The sequence below is a fragment of the Pseudogulbenkiania sp. NH8B genome (genome assembly GCF_000283535.1).
Taxonomy (GTDB): Bacteria; Pseudomonadota; Gammaproteobacteria; order Burkholderiales; family Chromobacteriaceae; genus Pseudogulbenkiania; species Pseudogulbenkiania ferrooxidans.
The window spans coordinates 3,020,863-3,036,446 of the sequence record NC_016002.1 but is presented as its reverse complement, the minus strand read 5'-3'; the positions used below and the strand labels follow the sequence as shown (position 1 = coordinate 3,036,446).

The window sequence follows — 15,584 nt, the reverse complement described above, 5'->3', positions numbered from 1 at the left end:
GACGGGAAAAGGTTGGCCGAAGACCGGTAGCTGGGCATGAAAAAGCCGCATGGAATTCCATGCGGCTTTGTCCTGGCTGCGCGGGGCGCGTTCGGGGTGGCTTACAGCTTGCCGCTCACCCAGGCGTTGACGCCGGCCAGTGCCTCGGCCAGCTTCTCGGGCTGGGTGCCGCCGGCTTGGGCCATGTCGGGACGCCCGCCGCCCTTGCCGCCCACCTGCTGGGCGACGAAGTTGACCAGTTCGCCGGCCTTGATCTTGCCGGTCAGGTCGGCGGTGACGCCGGCCACCAGCGAGACCTTGCCGTCGCCCTTGGCGGCCAGCACGATGGCGGCTGACTTGAGCTTGTCCTTGAGCTTGTCCAGGGTCTCGCGCAGCGCGGTGTTGTCGGCGCCTTCCAGCTCGGCAGCCAGCACCTTGATGCCGCCGATCTCGACCGCGCTGTCGGCCAGGGTGTCGCCGGCCGAGGCGGCCAGCTTGGCCTTGAGGCGCGACAGCTCCTTCTCCAGCGCCTTCAGGTTGTCCTGCAGGCTGCCGATCTTGCCGACCACTTCCTCGCTGGTCTGCGCCTTCAGCGCGCCGGCCGCTTCCTTCACCAGGCTTTCCTGCTGCTGGGCGTAGGCCACGGCGCCTTCGCCGGTCACCGCCTCGATGCGGCGCACGCCGGCGGCCACGCCGCCTTCCGCCACGATCTTGAAGAAGCCGATGTCGCCGGTGCGCTTGACGTGGGTGCCGCCGCACAGTTCGGTGGAGAATTCGCCCATCTTCAGTACGCGCACCTCGTCACCGTACTTCTCGCCGAACAGTGCAATGGCTCCGGCGCGGATGGCGTCGTCGTAGGCCATCACGTTGGCCGATACCTCGACGTTGTGCAGCACGATGCGGTTCACCACGCGCTCGATCTCGGCGATCTGCGCGGCCGACACCGGCTCGCCGTGGGCGAAGTCGAAGCGGGTGCGCTCGGCGTTCACCAGCGAACCCTTCTGTGCCACGTGGCCGCCCAGCACGTGACGCAAGGCCGCGTGCAGAAGGTGGGTGGCGGAGTGGTTGCGCGCGGTGGCGAGGCGCTTGTGCAGATCGATGGTGGCCTGCACCGTGTCGCCGACGTGCAGCGCACCGCGCACCACGCGGCCGCTGTGGCCGAAGGTGGCGGCCTTGATCTTCTGGGTGTCGGTCACGTCGAACAGCGCGCCGACGCCGCCGCTCACCGAAATTTCGCCGCAATCGCCGACCTGGCCGCCGCCCTCGGCGTAGAACGCGGTGTCGTCCAGCACCACCACGCCTTCTTCGCCTTCGGCCAACTGCTCGACCGGGGTGTTGCCCTTGAACAGCGCCAGCACCTTGGCGTCGACGCTGGCGGTTTCGTAGCCGTGGAAGCGGGTGTCGGCACCCGCGTACTCCAGGTTGCCGGTCATCTTGAAGCTGGAGGCGGCACGCGCGCGTTCACGCTGGGCGTTCATCGCGTGCTCGAAGCCCTCCATGTCCACCTCGATATTACGCTCGCGGCAGATGTCGGCGGTCAGGTCGACCGGGAAGCCGAAGGTGTCATACAGCTTGAAGATGGTGTCGCCGTCCATCCGGGCCTTGCCACCCTGCAGCGCGGCATCGACCAGCGCCATGCCGTGTTCCAGGGTCTCGGCGAAGCGGACTTCCTCGGCGCGCAGGTTGTCTTCGATGTGGGCCTGCTGCTGGCGTAGTTCCGGGTAGGCTCCGCCCATTTCTTCCACCAGGTCGGCCACGATCTTGTGGAAGAACAGGCCCTTCTGGCCCAGCTTGTAGCCGTGACGGATGGCGCGGCGGGCAATGCGGCGCAGCACGTAGCCGCGACCTTCGTTGGACGGCAGGATGCCGTCGGCGATCATGAAGCTGCAGGCGCGGATGTGGTCGGCGATCACCTTCAGCGACGGCACGTTCTGGCTGTACTCGACGCCGGTTTCACGCGCGGCGGCGCGCACCAGGCAGGCGAGGCCGTCGGTTTCGTAGTTGGACTTCACGTGCTGCAGCACGGTGGAGAGGCGCTCCAGGCCCATGCCGGTATCCACCGACGGCTTCGGCAGCGGGTGCAGCGTGCCGGTCTCGTCGCGGTTGAACTGCATGAACACGTTGTTCCAGATTTCCATGAAGCGGTCGCCGTCCTCGTCCGGGCTGCCCGGAGGGCCGCCGGCGACTTCCTCGCCGTGGTCATAGAAAATCTCGGTGCACGGGCCGCACGGGCCGGTGTCGCCCATGGTCCAGAAGTTGTCGGAGGCGTACGCCGCCCCCTTGTTGTCGCCGATGCGCACGATCTTTTCCACCGGCAGGCCGACGGTCTTGTGCCAGATGTCGAAGGCCTCGTCGTCGCTGGCGTACACCGTGACCATCAGCTTTTCCTTCGGCAGGGCCAGCCACTGCTCGCCGGTCAGAAACTCCCAGGCGTAGGTGATGGCATCGTGCTTGAAGTAGTCGCCGAAGCTGAAGTTGCCCAGCATCTCGAAGAAGGTGTGGTGGCGCGCGGTATAGCCGACGTTCTCCAGGTCGTTGTGCTTGCCGCCGGCACGCAGGCATTTCTGGCTGGTGGTGGCGCGGGTGTAGTCGCGCTTCTCGAAGCCGAGGAACACGTCCTTGAACTGGACCATGCCGGCCACGGTGAACATCAGGGTCGGGTCGTTGCCGGGGATCAGGCTGCTGGAAGGCACGACCTGATGGCCCTTGGAGGCAAAAAAGTCCAGAAACTTCTGGCGAATTTCAGAGGTTTTCATAAATATTGTTTCGTCAGGGTCTAAGACGGGCCGCCAACCGGGTTGTTGCGGCGCACTACATCGAGCATGGCTCGATTGTGTCAAGCCGTCCCGGTGCTGGCAAGGGTTTCGGCCCGCTTCTTGACGGCTTCGTTCATGCCGACGAAGCCGTTTCGGGTGTGGTTGAGCAGGGTTTCGGAAAACAGCGGGGTCAACAGGCCCTGGAAGGTCTCGCGCTGGTACAGCCGGGTGGTGCCGGCATCCAGCACCTCCAGTTCAAAGGCGTGCACGCCGCAAAACAGCGGCTGGGCCAGCAAGGTGCCGCGCCAGACCAGCTTGAGGCCCGGTTCGAGCTCGATCAGGGTGGGGCGGAAGGTCATGCGCCGCGCCTGCGGCGGATGCACCGTGACGCACAGCCGCGCACCGCGCTGCAGCTTGCCGTGCAGGCCGACGATGAACGGGTTCCAGTACGGATAGCTGGGCCAGTCGGTGAGCACCTGCCAGATCTGGTCGGGGCTGGCCTGGATGTCGATACGGCTGTCGATGGTCTTGATTGGCATCGCCCTAATCCTCCGCGTCGGTAAAGTCCTCGTCCACCGTTCCTTGTAGCACCCGGCGGATCACGTCCATCGGGAAGCCACGCGTGGCGAGAAACCGCATTTGCTTCATCTTGTCCTGGGGCGTGGTGGGCGGCGTGCCGAACTTGCGCTGCCACAGCGAGAGCGCCACGGCCGTGTCGTCCTGCTGCGCCAGCGCCGTCTCGATTGCTTCCCGGTCCAGCCCTTTTTCTCGCATCGCCTGGGCGATGCGGCGGCTGCCGTACTTGCGGCCCTTGACGTCGGCAAACTGCTCGGCAAAACGGTGGTCGGATTGCCAGCCGTTGGCCGCCAGCTCGTCGAGCAGGGCGGCCAGCTGTTCTGCGCTCTCGGCAAACGGCGCGAGCCGCCGCTCCAGTTCCCGGCGCGAATATTCGCGCCGGGAGAGGAGGTCGACGGCCCGCGCTTTCAGGTTTTTCGTCATGCGCCGGATCAGAACATGCCGTCAGCCAGCTCTTCCTCTTCCGGCTGGCCTTCGGTGATGGCGACATTGATGCCGACCGCCTCGCGGATCTTGCCTTCGATCTCGCGCGCGATGGCCGGGTTGTCCTTCAGCCACAGACGGGTGTTGTCCTTGCCCTGGCCGATCTTCTGGCCGTTGTAGCTGTACCAGGCGCCGGATTTCTCGACGAAGCCATGCTCCACGCCCAGCTCGACGATTTCGCCCTCGCGCGAGATGCCTTCGCCGTACAGGATGTCGAAGCCGGCCTGGCGGAACGGCGGCGACACCTTGTTCTTGACCACTTTGACGCGGGTCTCGTTGCCGATGATTTCCTCGCCCTTCTTGATGCCGCCGATACGACGGATGTCGAGGCGCACCGAGGCGTAGAACTTCAGCGCGTTGCCGCCGGTGGTGGTCTCCGGGCTGCCGAACATCACGCCGATCTTCATGCGGATCTGGTTGATGAAGATCACCAGGGTGTTGGTGCGCTTGATGTTGCCGGTCAGCTTGCGCAGCGCCTGGCTCATCAGGCGGGCGTGCAGGCCGACGTGGTTGTCGCCCATTTCGCCTTCGATTTCGGCCTTCGGCACCAGGGCCGCCACCGAGTCGACCACGATCACGTCGACGCCGCTGGAACGCACCAGCATGTCACAGATTTCCAGCGCCTGTTCGCCGGTGTCCGGCTGCGAGATCAGCAGGTCTTCGACGTTGACGCCGAGTTTCTGGGCGTAGGTCGGGTCGAGCGCGTTTTCCGCATCGATGTAGGCGCAGGTGCCGCCCAGTTTCTGCGCTTCGGCCACCACCTGCAGACACAGCGTGGTCTTGCCGGACGATTCCGGGCCGTAGATTTCCACCACGCGACCGCGCGGCAGGCCGCCCACGCCCAGCGCCAGATCGAGACCGAGCGAGCCGGTGCTGATCACCTGCAGATTTTCGGTGATCTGGTTGTCGCTCATGCGCATGATCGAACCCTTGCCGAACTGCTTCTCAATCTGGGCAAGGGCCGCGGCCAGGGCCTTGCTCTTGTCTTCGGAACGCTCCGCCATGCTGTCTCCAAAAATCGGGTTTGATAAAACGTACCGCCGGATTATCGCACAAAGCCCATGGCGCTCAAACGCGGGCATGCGCGCGCCGGCCAAGCGCGATCTGCCGGGAGGCGCTTGAAATGCCGGGGAATGCAGCCACTTCTCACTCCACGGGGGACGTGTAAAATGATTGGCATGCTGAACGAACGCGCGCAACGCCTGCTGAAAGCTCTGGTCGAGCGCTACATCGCCGACGGGCAGCCGGTCGGTTCCCGCACGCTGGCCATGGTGGCGGGGCTGGACCTGTCCCCGGCCTCGATTCGCAACGTGCTGGCCGATCTCGAAGAGATGGGTCTGGTTGCCTCGCCGCACACCTCGGCCGGCCGTATACCGACCGCCAAGGGCTACCGCCTGTTCGTCGACCGGATGCTGACCATCCGGCCGCTGGAAGAGGGCACGCTGCACGAGCTGGAGCACAGCCTGCAGCCGGACAGCCCGCAGCGCATCGCCCAGTCGGCCTCGTCGCTGCTGTCCGATCTCACCCATTTCGCCGGCGTGGTGATCACCCCGCAGCGTCTCGACGTGGCGTTCCGCCAGGTCGAGTTCCTGCGTCTGTCGGAGCGGCGCATCCTGCTGATCGTGGTGACCATGGACGGCGACGTGCAGAATCACCTGCTCAATCCGTCGCGCGACTACTCGCCGACCGAGCTGATCGAGGCTGCCAACTTCCTCAACCAGCACTACGCCGGTCAGGGCTTGACCAGCATCGCGCAGCGCATGGAGAGCGAGCTGCACCAGCTCAAGGGGGATATCACCGAGCTGATGGCGGCGGCGATCCGCTTCGGTCAGAGCGCGATGAGCGACGCGCCGGCCTCGGTGGTGATCGCCGGCGGTACCAACCTGCTGAACGTCAGCGATCTCTCCGACGACCTGACGCGGTTGCGCGAGCTGTTCGAGACCTTCGAGCGCAAAACCGAGCTGCTGGAGCTGCTCAACCAGAGCCGCAACGCGCAGGGGGTCAATATTTTCATCGGCGAGGAGTCGGGGGTGGTGACGCTGGGCGAGTGCTCGATCGTGACCGCGCCCTACTGCATCAACGGCCAGGTGGTGGGCACGCTCGGCGTGGTGGGCCCGACCCGCATGGCCTACGAGCGCGTCATTCCCATCGTGGACATTACCTCGCGCCTGGTGTCGAGCGCGCTGTCCTATCAATAAACCCAGTCGGTCGGCGTGGTGCCGGCGGATGCCTTACCGGAACGCCCTGATGAAACTCCTTACCTGCCTGGCTGCCGCCACGCTCGCCCTGACCAGCTCGCTGGCGCTGGCCGACGCGGCGTTTCTCGCCCGGCCCGACGTGCAACGCTATATCGACGAGCAGGTGGCCAGCGGCCAGTTCGACCGCCCCGAGCTGGAGGCGGTGTTCGCCAACGTCGAAACCAAGCCCAACATCCTGCAGATACTCGACCGCCCGGCCACCTCGCGGCCGTGGTACCAGTTCCGTCCGGCCTTTTTCAACGATCGCCTGATCGACGGCGGCGTGGCGTTCTGGAAGGACAACGCGGCTACGCTGGAGCGGGCCGAGGCGACCTTCGGCGTGGCGCCGGAGGTGGTGGTGGCGATCATCGGCATCGAGACCGGCTACGGCCGCAGCACCGGCAGTTTCCGCGTGGTGGATGCCCTGTCGACCATCGGTTTCGATTACCCGCGCCGCGCCGAGTATTTCCGCGGCGAGCTCACCGAGTTCCTGCGCCTGGCCAAGGAAGAGGGCAAGAACCCGCTGCTCTTGAAAGGCTCCTACGCCGGCGCCATGGGCTGGCCGCAGTTCATGCCGTCGAGCTACCGCAAGTGGGCGGTGGACTTCGACGGCGACGGCCATCGCGACATCTGGGGCAGCGTGCCGGACGTGATCGGCAGCGTGGCGCATTACTTCCAGCTGCACGGCTGGCGCCACGGCGACGACGTGATCCTGCCGGCCAGCGTGCAGCCGGGGGCACAGGTCGATCAGCTGGTAGCCGACAAGTTCAACCTGCACTATACCGTGGGCGAGCTGAAGCAGATGGGGGTGCAGCCGGAGGCGCCGGTGGGCGACCAGGTGCCGGCGGTGCTGGTGCCGCTGGAAACCGCGCCCGGCGTGACCGAATACTGGCTCGGTCTGAACAACTTCTACGTCATCACCCGCTACAACAAGAGCACCCTGTACGCCAAAGCGGCGCAGGAGGTGGCAGCCGCCATCCGCGAACGTTATCTGGCGCAGCAGTTCCTCGGCCAGCAGCCGGTTTCGACACCGGCGCCGTGACGTCGGGCGGCGACGAAAAGGGTCGCCTTGCCTGCCAATTGGAATTAGAATCCGCCACCATGACTTATCAAGTGCTTGCCCGCAAATGGCGCCCGAAACGCTTTGCCGACCTGGTCGGTCAGGAGCACGTGGTGCGCGCCCTGACCAACGCCCTGGCCGGTGAGCGGCTGCATCACGCCTACCTGCTGACCGGCACGCGCGGCGTGGGCAAGACCACCATCGCCCGGATTCTCGCCAAGAGCCTCAACTGCGAGGCCGGTGTCGGCGCCGAGCCGTGCGGCGAATGTTCCGCCTGTCGCCAGATCGACGCCGGCCGCTTCGTCGACCTCTTGGAGATCGACGCCGCCTCCAATACCGGCATCGACAACATCCGCGAAGTGCTGGAAAACGCCCAGTACGCGCCTACCTCGGGGCGCTACAAGGTGTACATCATCGACGAGGTGCACATGCTCTCCAAGAGCGCCTTCAACGCCATGTTGAAGACGCTGGAAGAGCCGCCGGCCCACGTCAAGTTCATCCTCGCCACCACCGACCCGCAGAAGGTGCCGGTGACGGTGCTGAGCCGTTGCCTGCAGTTCTCGCTGCGCAACATGACGCCGCAGCAGGTGGCGGGCCACCTGGCACGCGTGCTCGACGTGGAGCAGGTGAGCTACGAGGCGCCGGCCTTGGCGCTGCTGGGCCGTGCCGCCGCCGGCTCGATGCGCGACGCGCTGTCGCTGCTCGATCAGGCTATCGCCTACGGCGTCGGCAAGGTCGAGGAGGGCGGGGTGCGCGCCATGCTGGGTGCGGTTGACCGTGCCTACCTCTATACCCTGTTGGAAGCCCTGGCCGAGGCCGACGGCCCGCGTCTGATTGAGGAGGCCAAGGCGTTGGCCGAGCGCGGCGTCGGTTTCGACAGCGCGCTGGGCGAACTGGCCCTGCTGTTGCAGCAGATCGCGCTGGCGCAGACGGTGCCGGCCGCCATCACCGGTGACGACCCCGACGCCGAGGCGGTGCTGGCCATGGCGCAACTGATCGCGCCGGAAGACGTGCAGCTCTACTACCAGATCGCCATCCATGGCCGCAAGGACCTGGCCCTGGCGCCGGACGAGCACGCCGGTTTCACCATGACGCTGTTGCGCATGCTGGCGTTTCATCCGTTGAATGCGCCGGGCGACAGCACGCCGGCACCGCGTGCGGCCGCGAGCCGTCCCGAGCCGGCAAGCCGGCCGGCCGCGCCGAGTGAGCCGTCGGTGGAGGGGGCTTCTGCTGCCAAGGCCTTGCTGGCGCGCTTGTCCGGCCGCAACGGAGCGGCGCGCAGTGCACCCGCCACGCCGGACGAGTCCGCACCTGCCGACCCCGACCCCGAACCCGAGCCGGCGCGCGTCGAACCCGCGCCGCGGCCGGTGCCGGCGGCCCCGGCTGTCGCCACTCAGCCCGAGCCGGGCACGCCGCCGTCGGTCGAGCTGGCGCCGTGGGAGGATGCTCCCGACGACGACGCCGGCGACGTCGACGTCGCCGCCGAAGCCTGGCAGGCGGGTGTGAGCGCCGACGACAGCACTGCCGAGTCGTGGTCGGAGCCGGTCGCTCCGCCTGCCGCCGCCGAGTCCTACGTTTTCGACGGAGATTGGGCGGCGCTGGTGGCCGAGCTGGGTGCGCGTATGGGGGCCAGCCGCATGCTGGCGCACAACGCGGTGCTCAAATCCTGGGATGGACGGCGCTTGCAGCTGGCGGTGCCAGAGAGCTTCCGTCACCTCGCCACGCGCGATTACCAGGAAAAACTCAAGGCCGCGTTGGCCGAACGCTTTGGCCAGGCGCCGGAGCTGTCGGTCAGCGTGGAGGAGCTGGGGATGGAAACCCCGGCGATGCGCGAGGCGCGTTTCCGCCAGGAACAGCTGGCGGCGGCGCGCGTCAATCTCGAAAACGATCCCGTGGTGCGGCAGCTGGTCGGCGAATTCAACGCCGTGCTGCTCACCGAGACGATTCAACCTGTGCAGGAGTTGTAGCCCATGTTCGGAAAAGGTGGTATCGCCGGCCTGATGAAGCAGGCCCAGCAGATGCAGGAAAACATGAAGAAGGCCCAGGAAGAGCTGGGCAAGGTCGAAGTCGAAGGCCAATCCGGCGCCGGCTTGGTCAAGGTGGTGATGACCTGCCAGCACGACATCAAGCGCGTGTCGATCGACGACAGCCTGCTGGAAGACGCCAAGGACGACAAGGAAATGCTGGAGGACCTGATCGCCGCCGCCGTCAACGACGCGGTGCGTAAGGTGGAAAGCACCACCCAGGACAAGATGTCCGGTTTCACCGCCGGCCTCAACTTGCCGCCGGGCATGAAACTGCCGTTTTGATTCCCGATGTCTTCCTAAAGAACCGGCTCTCGATCTGTAGCGAGCGGCCCTCAGCGGGGTGAATGGCAGCGCAGAAACCGGAATGTACACACAGTACATGAGGATTTCTGATCGCTGAGCGAATCCCTGCGTGCCAATCTTCGATTGGCTCAGCGATAGATTCGCACGCCGTATACATGAGCCCCGATCAGGGCTGCGCAGCAAGATCGGGGGCTGGTTCTAAGGTTGGCCGAAGCATGGGCTTCGGCCAACCTTTTTCCCTTTTGCTGCGTCCCTGATGAAAAATCCCCCTTCGCTCGACCAGTTGATCTCCGCGCTCAAGGTGCTGCCCGGGGTCGGCCCCAAGTCGGCCCAGCGCATGGCGTTCCACCTGCTGCAGCGCGATCAGGCTGGGGCCGACCGGCTGGCGCGCGCGCTCGACCGGGCGCTGGCCAACCTGACCCACTGCGAGCGCTGCAACACCTTCAGCGAGACGCCGTTGTGCAATCTGTGCGCCGAGCCGGCGCGCAACCAGCACCAGCTGTGCATCGTGGAAATGCCGGCCGACCTCCTGATGCTGGAGCAGGCGCGCTGCTACGACGGGCTGTATTTCGTGCTGATGGGGCGGCTGTCGCCGATCGACGGCATCGGCCCCAAGGACGTCAACCTCGACAAGCTGATGGTGCGCGCGCTCGACGGCGTGGTGGAGGAGGTGATCATCGCCACCAACTTCACCGCCGAAGGCGAGGTGACGGCGCACATGATCGCCGAGTTGCTGAAGGACCGGGGCCTGGCGGTCAGCCGCATCGCGCGCGGCATGCCGGTGGGCGGCGAGTTGGAGTACGTTGACTCAGGCACGCTGGCGCAGGCGCTGTACGAGCGGCGTCAGCTGGGGTGATCCAGGGGCGGTAAGATTCGCGCAAGGGACAAAAGGTTGGCCGAAGGCGCACTGCGCGTGCCTTCGGCCAACCTTTTTTGCCGTGGCGCTCGGCAGGCTAGTGGCTCAGCTGCGGGAACAGCCGGTACAGACCGTCCACGATGATCTCCACCGACACCGCCGCCAGGATCATGCCCATCACCCGGTTGACGATGTTGATGCCGGTCTGGCCGAGCCAGCGGCTGATCGGCGTGGCCATCGCCATCGCGGCGTAGCAGGACAGCGCGATCAACAGGCCGCTAACGATCAGGTAGCTGATCTGCACCCAGCTGTGGGCCGTGGTGCTGTAGATGATCACGGTGGAGATGGTGCCCGGCCCGGTCAACAGCGGCATCGCCATCGGCACCACCGCGATGTTGGTGCGCAGCTCCGCTTCCACGCGCTCTTCATCGCTGGTCTTGGTGGGGTTGGGCTTGGCGTTCATCAGCGCCAGCGCGATCATCATCACCAGCAGGCCGCCGCCGACCTGGAACGAGCCGATGCTGATGCCGAGAAATTTCAGCAGGCTCTCGCCGATCAGCGCCGAGGTGATGATCACCACCGCCACCGAGGTGGACGAAATCTTGGCGATCTTGCGCCGCTCGATCTGGCTCGCGTTCGGCGTCAGGCTGATGAACAGCGGAATCGCGCCGAGCGGGTTGACCAGCACCAGCAGCGAAATGAATATCTTGGCGATTTCCAGTTCTTTCATGAGCCGGATGTCCTTGTTGTTGTCGAAGTCGGTCGGTAAGGGGAAACGTTCCGCTGCGTTTCTGAAGAGGTCCCGGCTCCGCCCGGGCAAGAAAAATCGGCAGACACCCGGTCTGCCGACGCGCGCTCAGGAGCCGGGACAGGGGCTCACAGCAGCAGGTTCTTCAGCGCGGCCTCGTAGATGTCCGACAGCCGCTCGATGGCGTGCACTTCGACGCACTCGTTCAGCTTGTGGATCGAGGCGTTGACCGGGCCGAACTCGGCCAGTTCGCGCGCGATGCGCTTGATGAAGCGCCCGTCCGAGGTGCCGCCGGTGGTGGACAGCTCGGCATCCACCCCCATCACCTGCTTGATGGAGCGTTCCAGCGCCCGCGTCAGCGTCCCTTCCTCGGTCAGGAACGGGTTGCCGGACAAGGTCCAGTGCAGCTCGTAGGCCAGGCCGTGGGCGTCCAGGATGTGGTGCACGCGGTCCTTCAGCGTCTCGGCGGTGTGTTCGGTGGAGAAGCGGAAGTTGAACTTGACCTCGCAGGAGCCGGGGATGATGTTGGTGGCGCCGGTGCCGGCATTAATATTCGACACCTGCCAGCTGGTCGGCGGGAAGTGGTGGTTGCCCTGGTCCCATTCCTCGGCGGCCAGTTCGGCCAGCGCCGGGGCGATCAGGTGCACCGGGTTCTTCGCCAGGTGCGGGTAGGCGATGTGGCCCTGGATGCCGTGCACGATCAGGTGACCCGACAGCGAGCCGCGCCGGCCGTTCTTGATGGTGTCGCCCAGCACGTGGTTGGAGGTCGGCTCGCCGACGATGCAGTAGTCGATCAGCTCGCCACGCGCTTCCAGCGCATCGACCACGCGCACCGTGCCGTCGATGGCGCTGCCTTCCTCGTCCGAGGTGATCAACAGCGTGATCGAACCAGGGTGGTCCGGGTGCTGCGCCACGAAGCGCTCGATCGAGGTGATGAAGGCAGCTAGCGAGGCCTTCATGTCCGCCGCGCCGCGTCCGAACAGGTAGCCGTTGCGGATGGTGGGCTCGAACGGGTGGCTGTCCCATTTGTCCAGCGGGCCGGTCGGCACCACGTCGGTATGGCCGGCGAAGCACACCACCGGACCGCTCGTGCCACGGCGGGCCCAGAAGTTGTCGACGTCGCCGTGGCGCATGCGCTCCACGGTGAAACCGACCGCCTCCAGGCGGGCGATCATGCGCTCCTGGCAGCCGGCGTCGTTCGGGGTGACCGAATCGAGGCGGATCAGCTCTTCGGTCAGCATCAAGGTATTGGTCATCGGCCGAATGCCTTTCCGTAGAGGTCTTCCTTGAAGCCGAGTTCGACGGCCTCTCCGCGCTCCAGCACCGGGCGCTTGATCAGCGACGGGTTGGCCTGGATCAGCGCGATGGCCGAGCCGACGTCGTCGGCCCGTGCCTTGTCGGCGTCGGAGAGCTTGCGCCAGGTGGTACCCTGGCGGTTGATCACCTTGTCAAGGCCGGCGGCCTCGATCCAGTGCTGCAGGCGCGCCTCGGCGATGCCCTGTTTCTTGAAATCGTGGAACACGTAGTCGATCTGGTGCTCGGTCAGCCACTGGCGGGCTTTCTTGACCGTGTCGCAGTTGGGTATGCCGTAGAGGGTGGTGGTCATGTCGATGCGGGTTAAACGTCCAGGGTGAAGCCATCAAAGCTGGCGGAGGCATCCTTGCCGGCCGGTTTGGCCGCGGTCGGCTTGCCGGCGGGCTCTTCGCCAGGCTTGTCGTGACCGTGGTTGATCAGCCAGTACAGGTTGGTCGGCGAGTCGGCATTGCGCAACGCCTCGTCGAGCGTAATCTTGCCATCGCGGTACAGCCGGAACAAGGATTGCTCGAAGGTCTGGGCGCCTTCGCTCATGCTGTGCTCGATCGCCTCCTTGATGCTGGAGATCTCCCCGGTGCGGATCAGTTCGGCGATGTGCGAGGTGTTGAGCAGCAGCTCCACCGCCGGCGTCAGCGTCTTGTCGACCGTCGGCACCAGGCGCTGCGACACCACCGCCTTGAGCGAGACCGACAGGTCCATCAGCAGCGCGGTGCGGTTGTCGGGCGGGAAGAAGCTGATCACCCGGTTCAGCATGTGGTAGCTGTTGTTGGCGTGCAGCGTGGTGATGCAGAGGTGGCCCGACTGGGCGTAGTTGATGGCGTACATCAGCGTTTCGGCATCGCGGATTTCGCCGATCATCAGCACTTCCGGCGCCTCGCGCATGGCGTTCTTCAGCGCGGTCTGGTAACTCTTGGTGTCGATGCCGATTTCGCGCTGGTTGACGATCGACTTCCTGTGCTCGAACAGGAATTCGATCGGGTCCTCCACCGTCAGGATATGCCCGCTCTTGCTCTGGTTGCGGTGCTCCAGCAGCGCCGCCACGGTCGAGCTCTTGCCGCTGCCGGTGGCGCCCACCACGATGATCAGGCCGCGCTTTTCCATGATCAGCGGCTTGAGCATCGCCGGCAGGTTGAGTTTCTCCAGCGACGGGATGGTCGGGGCGATGCGGCGGATGACCATCGCCGGCTGCCCTTTCTGGCGGAAGATGTTGACGCGGAAATTGCCCAGATCGTCGACCTGGCGCGCGAAGTTCATCTCGAACTCGCGCTCGTACTCGGCGATCTCCTCCTCGTCCATCAGGCTGTAGACCAGTGTCTTCACCTGTTCCGGGGTCAGCGCCTTGTCGTTGACCGGCAGCGTCACCCCTTCGATCTTGATCTGGGCCGGGGCGTGGGCGGTGAAGAAGATATCGCTGGCACTCTTGTCGGCCATCAATTTGAAAAACGGCAACAACAACATGATTCGGCTCCTGCTAGGCATGGCTTTTGTGCAAGTGTAGCCGTAAATGGCATAAAGAAACCCGCCTGAAGCGGGTTTCTTTGGCGGGTGCCGCGAGCTTTTTCACGGGGACTTGGCCAGCTCCTGGTCGCGCAGCGCGCGGCGCAGGATCTTGCCGACATTGGTCTTGGGCAGCTCGCTGCGGAACTCGACGTGGCGCGGCACCTTGTAACCGGTCAGGTTCTTGCGGCAATGCTCGATGATGTCCTTTTCGGTGAGCGCGGGGTCCTTGCGTGTCACGAACACCTTGACCACCTCGCCCGATTTCTCGTCCGGCACCCCGATGCACGCCACCTCCAGCACGCCGGGGTGCATCGCCACCACGTCCTCGATCTCGTTGGGGTAGACGTTGAAGCCGGACACCAGGATCATGTCCTTCTTGCGGTCCACCAGCTTGACGAACCCTCCCGGCGTCACCATCGCCATGTCCCCGGTGGCGAGGAAACCGTCGGCGCCGATCACCTTGGCGGTCTCGTCCGGGCGCTGCCAGTAGCCTTTCATCACCTGAGGCCCGCGGATGAACAGCTCGCCGGCTTCGCCAACCGGCAGCTCGCGTCCCTCGGCGTCACGAATCTGGATCTCGGTCGACGACACCGGCAGGCCGATGCTGCCGTTGTATTCCTTCAGGTTGAGCGGGTTGATGCAGGCGGCGGGCGAGGTTTCGGTCAGGCCGTAGGCCTCCACCAGCGCCACCCCGGTGACTTCCTTCCATTTGTCCGCCACCGCCTTCTGCACCGCCATGCCGCCGCCCAGCGTCAGGCGCCAGGTCGAAAAATCGATGGTCTTGAAATCGGGGTGATGCAGCAGCGCGTTGAACAGGGTGTTGACCCCGGTGATGGCTGTCACCCTATAGTTCTTCATCTCCTTGATGAAGCCGGCGATGTCACGCGGATTGGTGATCAGCACGTTCAGCGCGCCCACCTCGGTGAACGTCATCAGGTTCGCGGTCAGCGAGAAGATGTGGTAGAGCGGCAGGGCGGTGACGATGACCTCCTGCCCCTCGTGGATGACCGGCTTGATCCAGGCTCCCGCCTGCAGCATGTTGGCGACGATGTTGCCGTGGCTCAGCATCGCCCCCTTGGCCACCCCGGTGGTGCCTCCGGTGTATTGCAGAAAGGCGATGTCGTCGTGGTTGAGGTCGACCGGTACCGGAGCCTGGCGGCGGCCTTCGGCCAGCGCCGCCGGGAAGCGGATGTGGCCAGGCAGGTTCCACGCCGGCACCATCTTCTTGATCCTGCGGATGACGAAGTTGACGATGGCAGACTTCGGAAAGTCCAGCATGTCGCCGATCGACGCCACGACCACGTGCTTGATCCGGGTGCGGGCGATGACCTCCTCGAGCACGCTGGCGAAGTTTTCCAGGATCACGATCGTCTCGGCGCCGGAGTCGTTCAGCTGGTGTTCCAGCTCGCGCGGCGTGTAGAGCGGGTTGACATTGACCACGGTCAGCCCGGCACGCAGGGTGCCGAACACGCCGATCGGGTATTGCAGCAGGTTGGGCATCATCAGGGCGACGCGGTCGCCTCTCTTGAGGCCAAGGCGATGCTGCAGGAACGAGGCGAACTCGGCGACGTGCTGGTTGAGGTCCCCGTAACTCAGCACCTTCCCCATATTGGCCATGGCGGGGCGGCTGCGAAACTTGGCGACAGAACGCTCGAACACCTCATCGATCGATCGGAAACTATCGATATCGATGTCGTGCTCGACGCCGGGCTGGTAATTCTTGAGCCAGAGTTTATCCATGCTGT

General features: G+C 65.2%; 14 protein-coding genes. 5 read left to right on the top strand and 9 right to left on the bottom strand.

Annotated features, from left to right (window positions below; genetic code table 11):
* Positions 1 to 101: 101 nt before the first annotated feature.
* The 4 genes from alaS to recA form a co-directional block, all read right to left on the bottom strand.
* Positions 102 to 2,735, bottom strand: coding sequence for an alanine--tRNA ligase (alaS, locus tag NH8B_RS13900; protein ID WP_014087865.1), 2,634 nt, complete (start codon positions 2,733 to 2,735; stop codon positions 102 to 104).
* An 80-nt stretch (positions 2,736 to 2,815) separates the two neighbouring features.
* A complete protein-coding gene (locus NH8B_RS13895; protein ID WP_014087864.1) occupies positions 2,816 to 3,274 on the bottom strand; it encodes an SRPBCC domain-containing protein in 459 nt (152 codons plus the stop codon).
* A gap of 4 nt (positions 3,275 to 3,278) precedes the next feature.
* Positions 3,279 to 3,734: a recombination regulator RecX gene (recX, locus tag NH8B_RS13890; RefSeq protein ID WP_014087863.1), complete on the bottom strand. Its 456-nt coding sequence runs from the start codon at positions 3,732 to 3,734 to the stop codon at positions 3,279 to 3,281.
* A gap of 8 nt (positions 3,735 to 3,742) precedes the next feature.
* The gene (gene recA / locus NH8B_RS13885; RefSeq protein WP_014087862.1) at positions 3,743 to 4,798 is read right to left on the bottom strand and encodes a recombinase RecA; all 1,056 of its coding nucleotides are present in this window, start codon (positions 4,796 to 4,798) and stop codon (positions 3,743 to 3,745) included.
* Positions 4,799 to 4,972: 174 nt separating this feature from the next.
* Between recA and hrcA the strand changes: the two genes are divergently transcribed.
* From hrcA to recR, 5 genes are all read left to right on the top strand, one after another.
* Complete coding sequence (hrcA, locus tag NH8B_RS13880; RefSeq protein ID WP_041703554.1) at positions 4,973 to 5,992, top strand: heat-inducible transcriptional repressor HrcA; 1,020 nt, start codon at positions 4,973 to 4,975, stop codon at positions 5,990 to 5,992.
* Positions 5,993 to 6,041: 49 nt separating this feature from the next.
* Positions 6,042 to 7,073 carry a lytic murein transglycosylase B gene (gene mltB, locus NH8B_RS13875; RefSeq protein WP_014087860.1) on the top strand — a complete coding sequence of 344 codons (1,032 nt, stop codon included), beginning with the start codon at positions 6,042 to 6,044 and terminating at the stop codon, positions 7,071 to 7,073.
* A 59-nt stretch (positions 7,074 to 7,132) separates the two neighbouring features.
* Positions 7,133 to 9,058, top strand: coding sequence for a DNA polymerase III subunit gamma/tau (dnaX, locus tag NH8B_RS13870; protein ID WP_014087859.1), 1,926 nt, complete (start codon positions 7,133 to 7,135; stop codon positions 9,056 to 9,058).
* A gap of 3 nt (positions 9,059 to 9,061) precedes the next feature.
* Positions 9,062 to 9,400, top strand: a complete 339-nt coding sequence (locus NH8B_RS13865; RefSeq protein ID WP_008954482.1) for a YbaB/EbfC family nucleoid-associated protein — start codon at positions 9,062 to 9,064, stop codon at positions 9,398 to 9,400.
* A gap of 277 nt (positions 9,401 to 9,677) precedes the next feature.
* Complete coding sequence (gene recR, locus NH8B_RS13860) at positions 9,678 to 10,277, top strand: recombination mediator RecR (protein ID WP_008954483.1); 600 nt, start codon at positions 9,678 to 9,680, stop codon at positions 10,275 to 10,277.
* A gap of 97 nt (positions 10,278 to 10,374) precedes the next feature.
* Here recR and NH8B_RS13855 read toward each other — a convergent pair whose 3' ends face one another.
* From NH8B_RS13855 to NH8B_RS13835, 5 genes are all read right to left on the bottom strand, one after another.
* Positions 10,375 to 11,007 (bottom strand): MarC family protein, encoded by a 633-nt coding sequence (locus tag NH8B_RS13855; protein ID WP_008954484.1) that lies wholly within the window; start codon positions 11,005 to 11,007, stop codon positions 10,375 to 10,377.
* 146 nt (positions 11,008 to 11,153) lie between these two features.
* The gene (gene dapE, locus NH8B_RS13850) at positions 11,154 to 12,281 is read right to left on the bottom strand and encodes a succinyl-diaminopimelate desuccinylase (RefSeq protein WP_014087858.1); all 1,128 of its coding nucleotides are present in this window, start codon (positions 12,279 to 12,281) and stop codon (positions 11,154 to 11,156) included.
* Positions 12,278 to 12,631 (bottom strand): ArsC family reductase, encoded by a 354-nt coding sequence (locus NH8B_RS13845; RefSeq protein ID WP_014087857.1) that lies wholly within the window; start codon positions 12,629 to 12,631, stop codon positions 12,278 to 12,280. Before NH8B_RS13845 ends, dapE begins: the two co-directional genes overlap by 4 nt.
* An 11-nt stretch (positions 12,632 to 12,642) precedes the next feature.
* On the bottom strand, positions 12,643 to 13,797 hold the full coding sequence (locus NH8B_RS13840; RefSeq protein WP_014087856.1) for a PilT/PilU family type 4a pilus ATPase: 1,155 nt from the start codon (positions 13,795 to 13,797) through the stop codon (positions 12,643 to 12,645).
* A 102-nt stretch (positions 13,798 to 13,899) separates the two neighbouring features.
* On the bottom strand, positions 13,900 to 15,579 hold the full coding sequence (locus tag NH8B_RS13835) for a long-chain-fatty-acid--CoA ligase (protein WP_014087855.1): 1,680 nt from the start codon (positions 15,577 to 15,579) through the stop codon (positions 13,900 to 13,902).
* Positions 15,580 to 15,584 lie beyond the last annotated feature (5 nt).

Coding starts and splice junctions, on each gene's coding strand:
- NH8B_RS13895 (WP_014087864.1), bottom strand. CDS start 3,274: ATGCCAATCAAGACCATCGACAGCCGTATCGACATCCAGGCCAGCCCC.
- recX (WP_014087863.1), bottom strand. CDS start 3,734: ATGACGAAAAACCTGAAAGCGCGGGCCGTCGACCTCCTCTCCCGGCGC.
- dnaX (WP_014087859.1), top strand. CDS start 7,133: ATGACTTATCAAGTGCTTGCCCGCAAATGGCGCCCGAAACGCTTTGCC.
- NH8B_RS13865 (WP_008954482.1), top strand. CDS start 9,062: ATGTTCGGAAAAGGTGGTATCGCCGGCCTGATGAAGCAGGCCCAGCAG.
- NH8B_RS13835 (WP_014087855.1), bottom strand. CDS start 15,579: ATGGATAAACTCTGGCTCAAGAATTACCAGCCCGGCGTCGAGCACGAC.
- hrcA (WP_041703554.1), top strand. CDS start 4,973: ATGCTGAACGAACGCGCGCAACGCCTGCTGAAAGCTCTGGTCGAGCGC.
- alaS (WP_014087865.1), bottom strand. CDS start 2,735: ATGAAAACCTCTGAAATTCGCCAGAAGTTTCTGGACTTTTTTGCCTCC.
- NH8B_RS13855 (WP_008954484.1), bottom strand. CDS start 11,007: ATGAAAGAACTGGAAATCGCCAAGATATTCATTTCGCTGCTGGTGCTG.
- recA (WP_014087862.1), bottom strand. CDS start 4,798: ATGGCGGAGCGTTCCGAAGACAAGAGCAAGGCCCTGGCCGCGGCCCTT.
- dapE (WP_014087858.1), bottom strand. CDS start 12,281: ATGACCAATACCTTGATGCTGACCGAAGAGCTGATCCGCCTCGATTCG.
- NH8B_RS13845 (WP_014087857.1), bottom strand. CDS start 12,631: ATGACCACCACCCTCTACGGCATACCCAACTGCGACACGGTCAAGAAA.
- mltB (WP_014087860.1), top strand. CDS start 6,042: ATGAAACTCCTTACCTGCCTGGCTGCCGCCACGCTCGCCCTGACCAGC.
- recR (WP_008954483.1), top strand. CDS start 9,678: ATGAAAAATCCCCCTTCGCTCGACCAGTTGATCTCCGCGCTCAAGGTG.
- NH8B_RS13840 (WP_014087856.1), bottom strand. CDS start 13,797: ATGTTGTTGTTGCCGTTTTTCAAATTGATGGCCGACAAGAGTGCCAGC.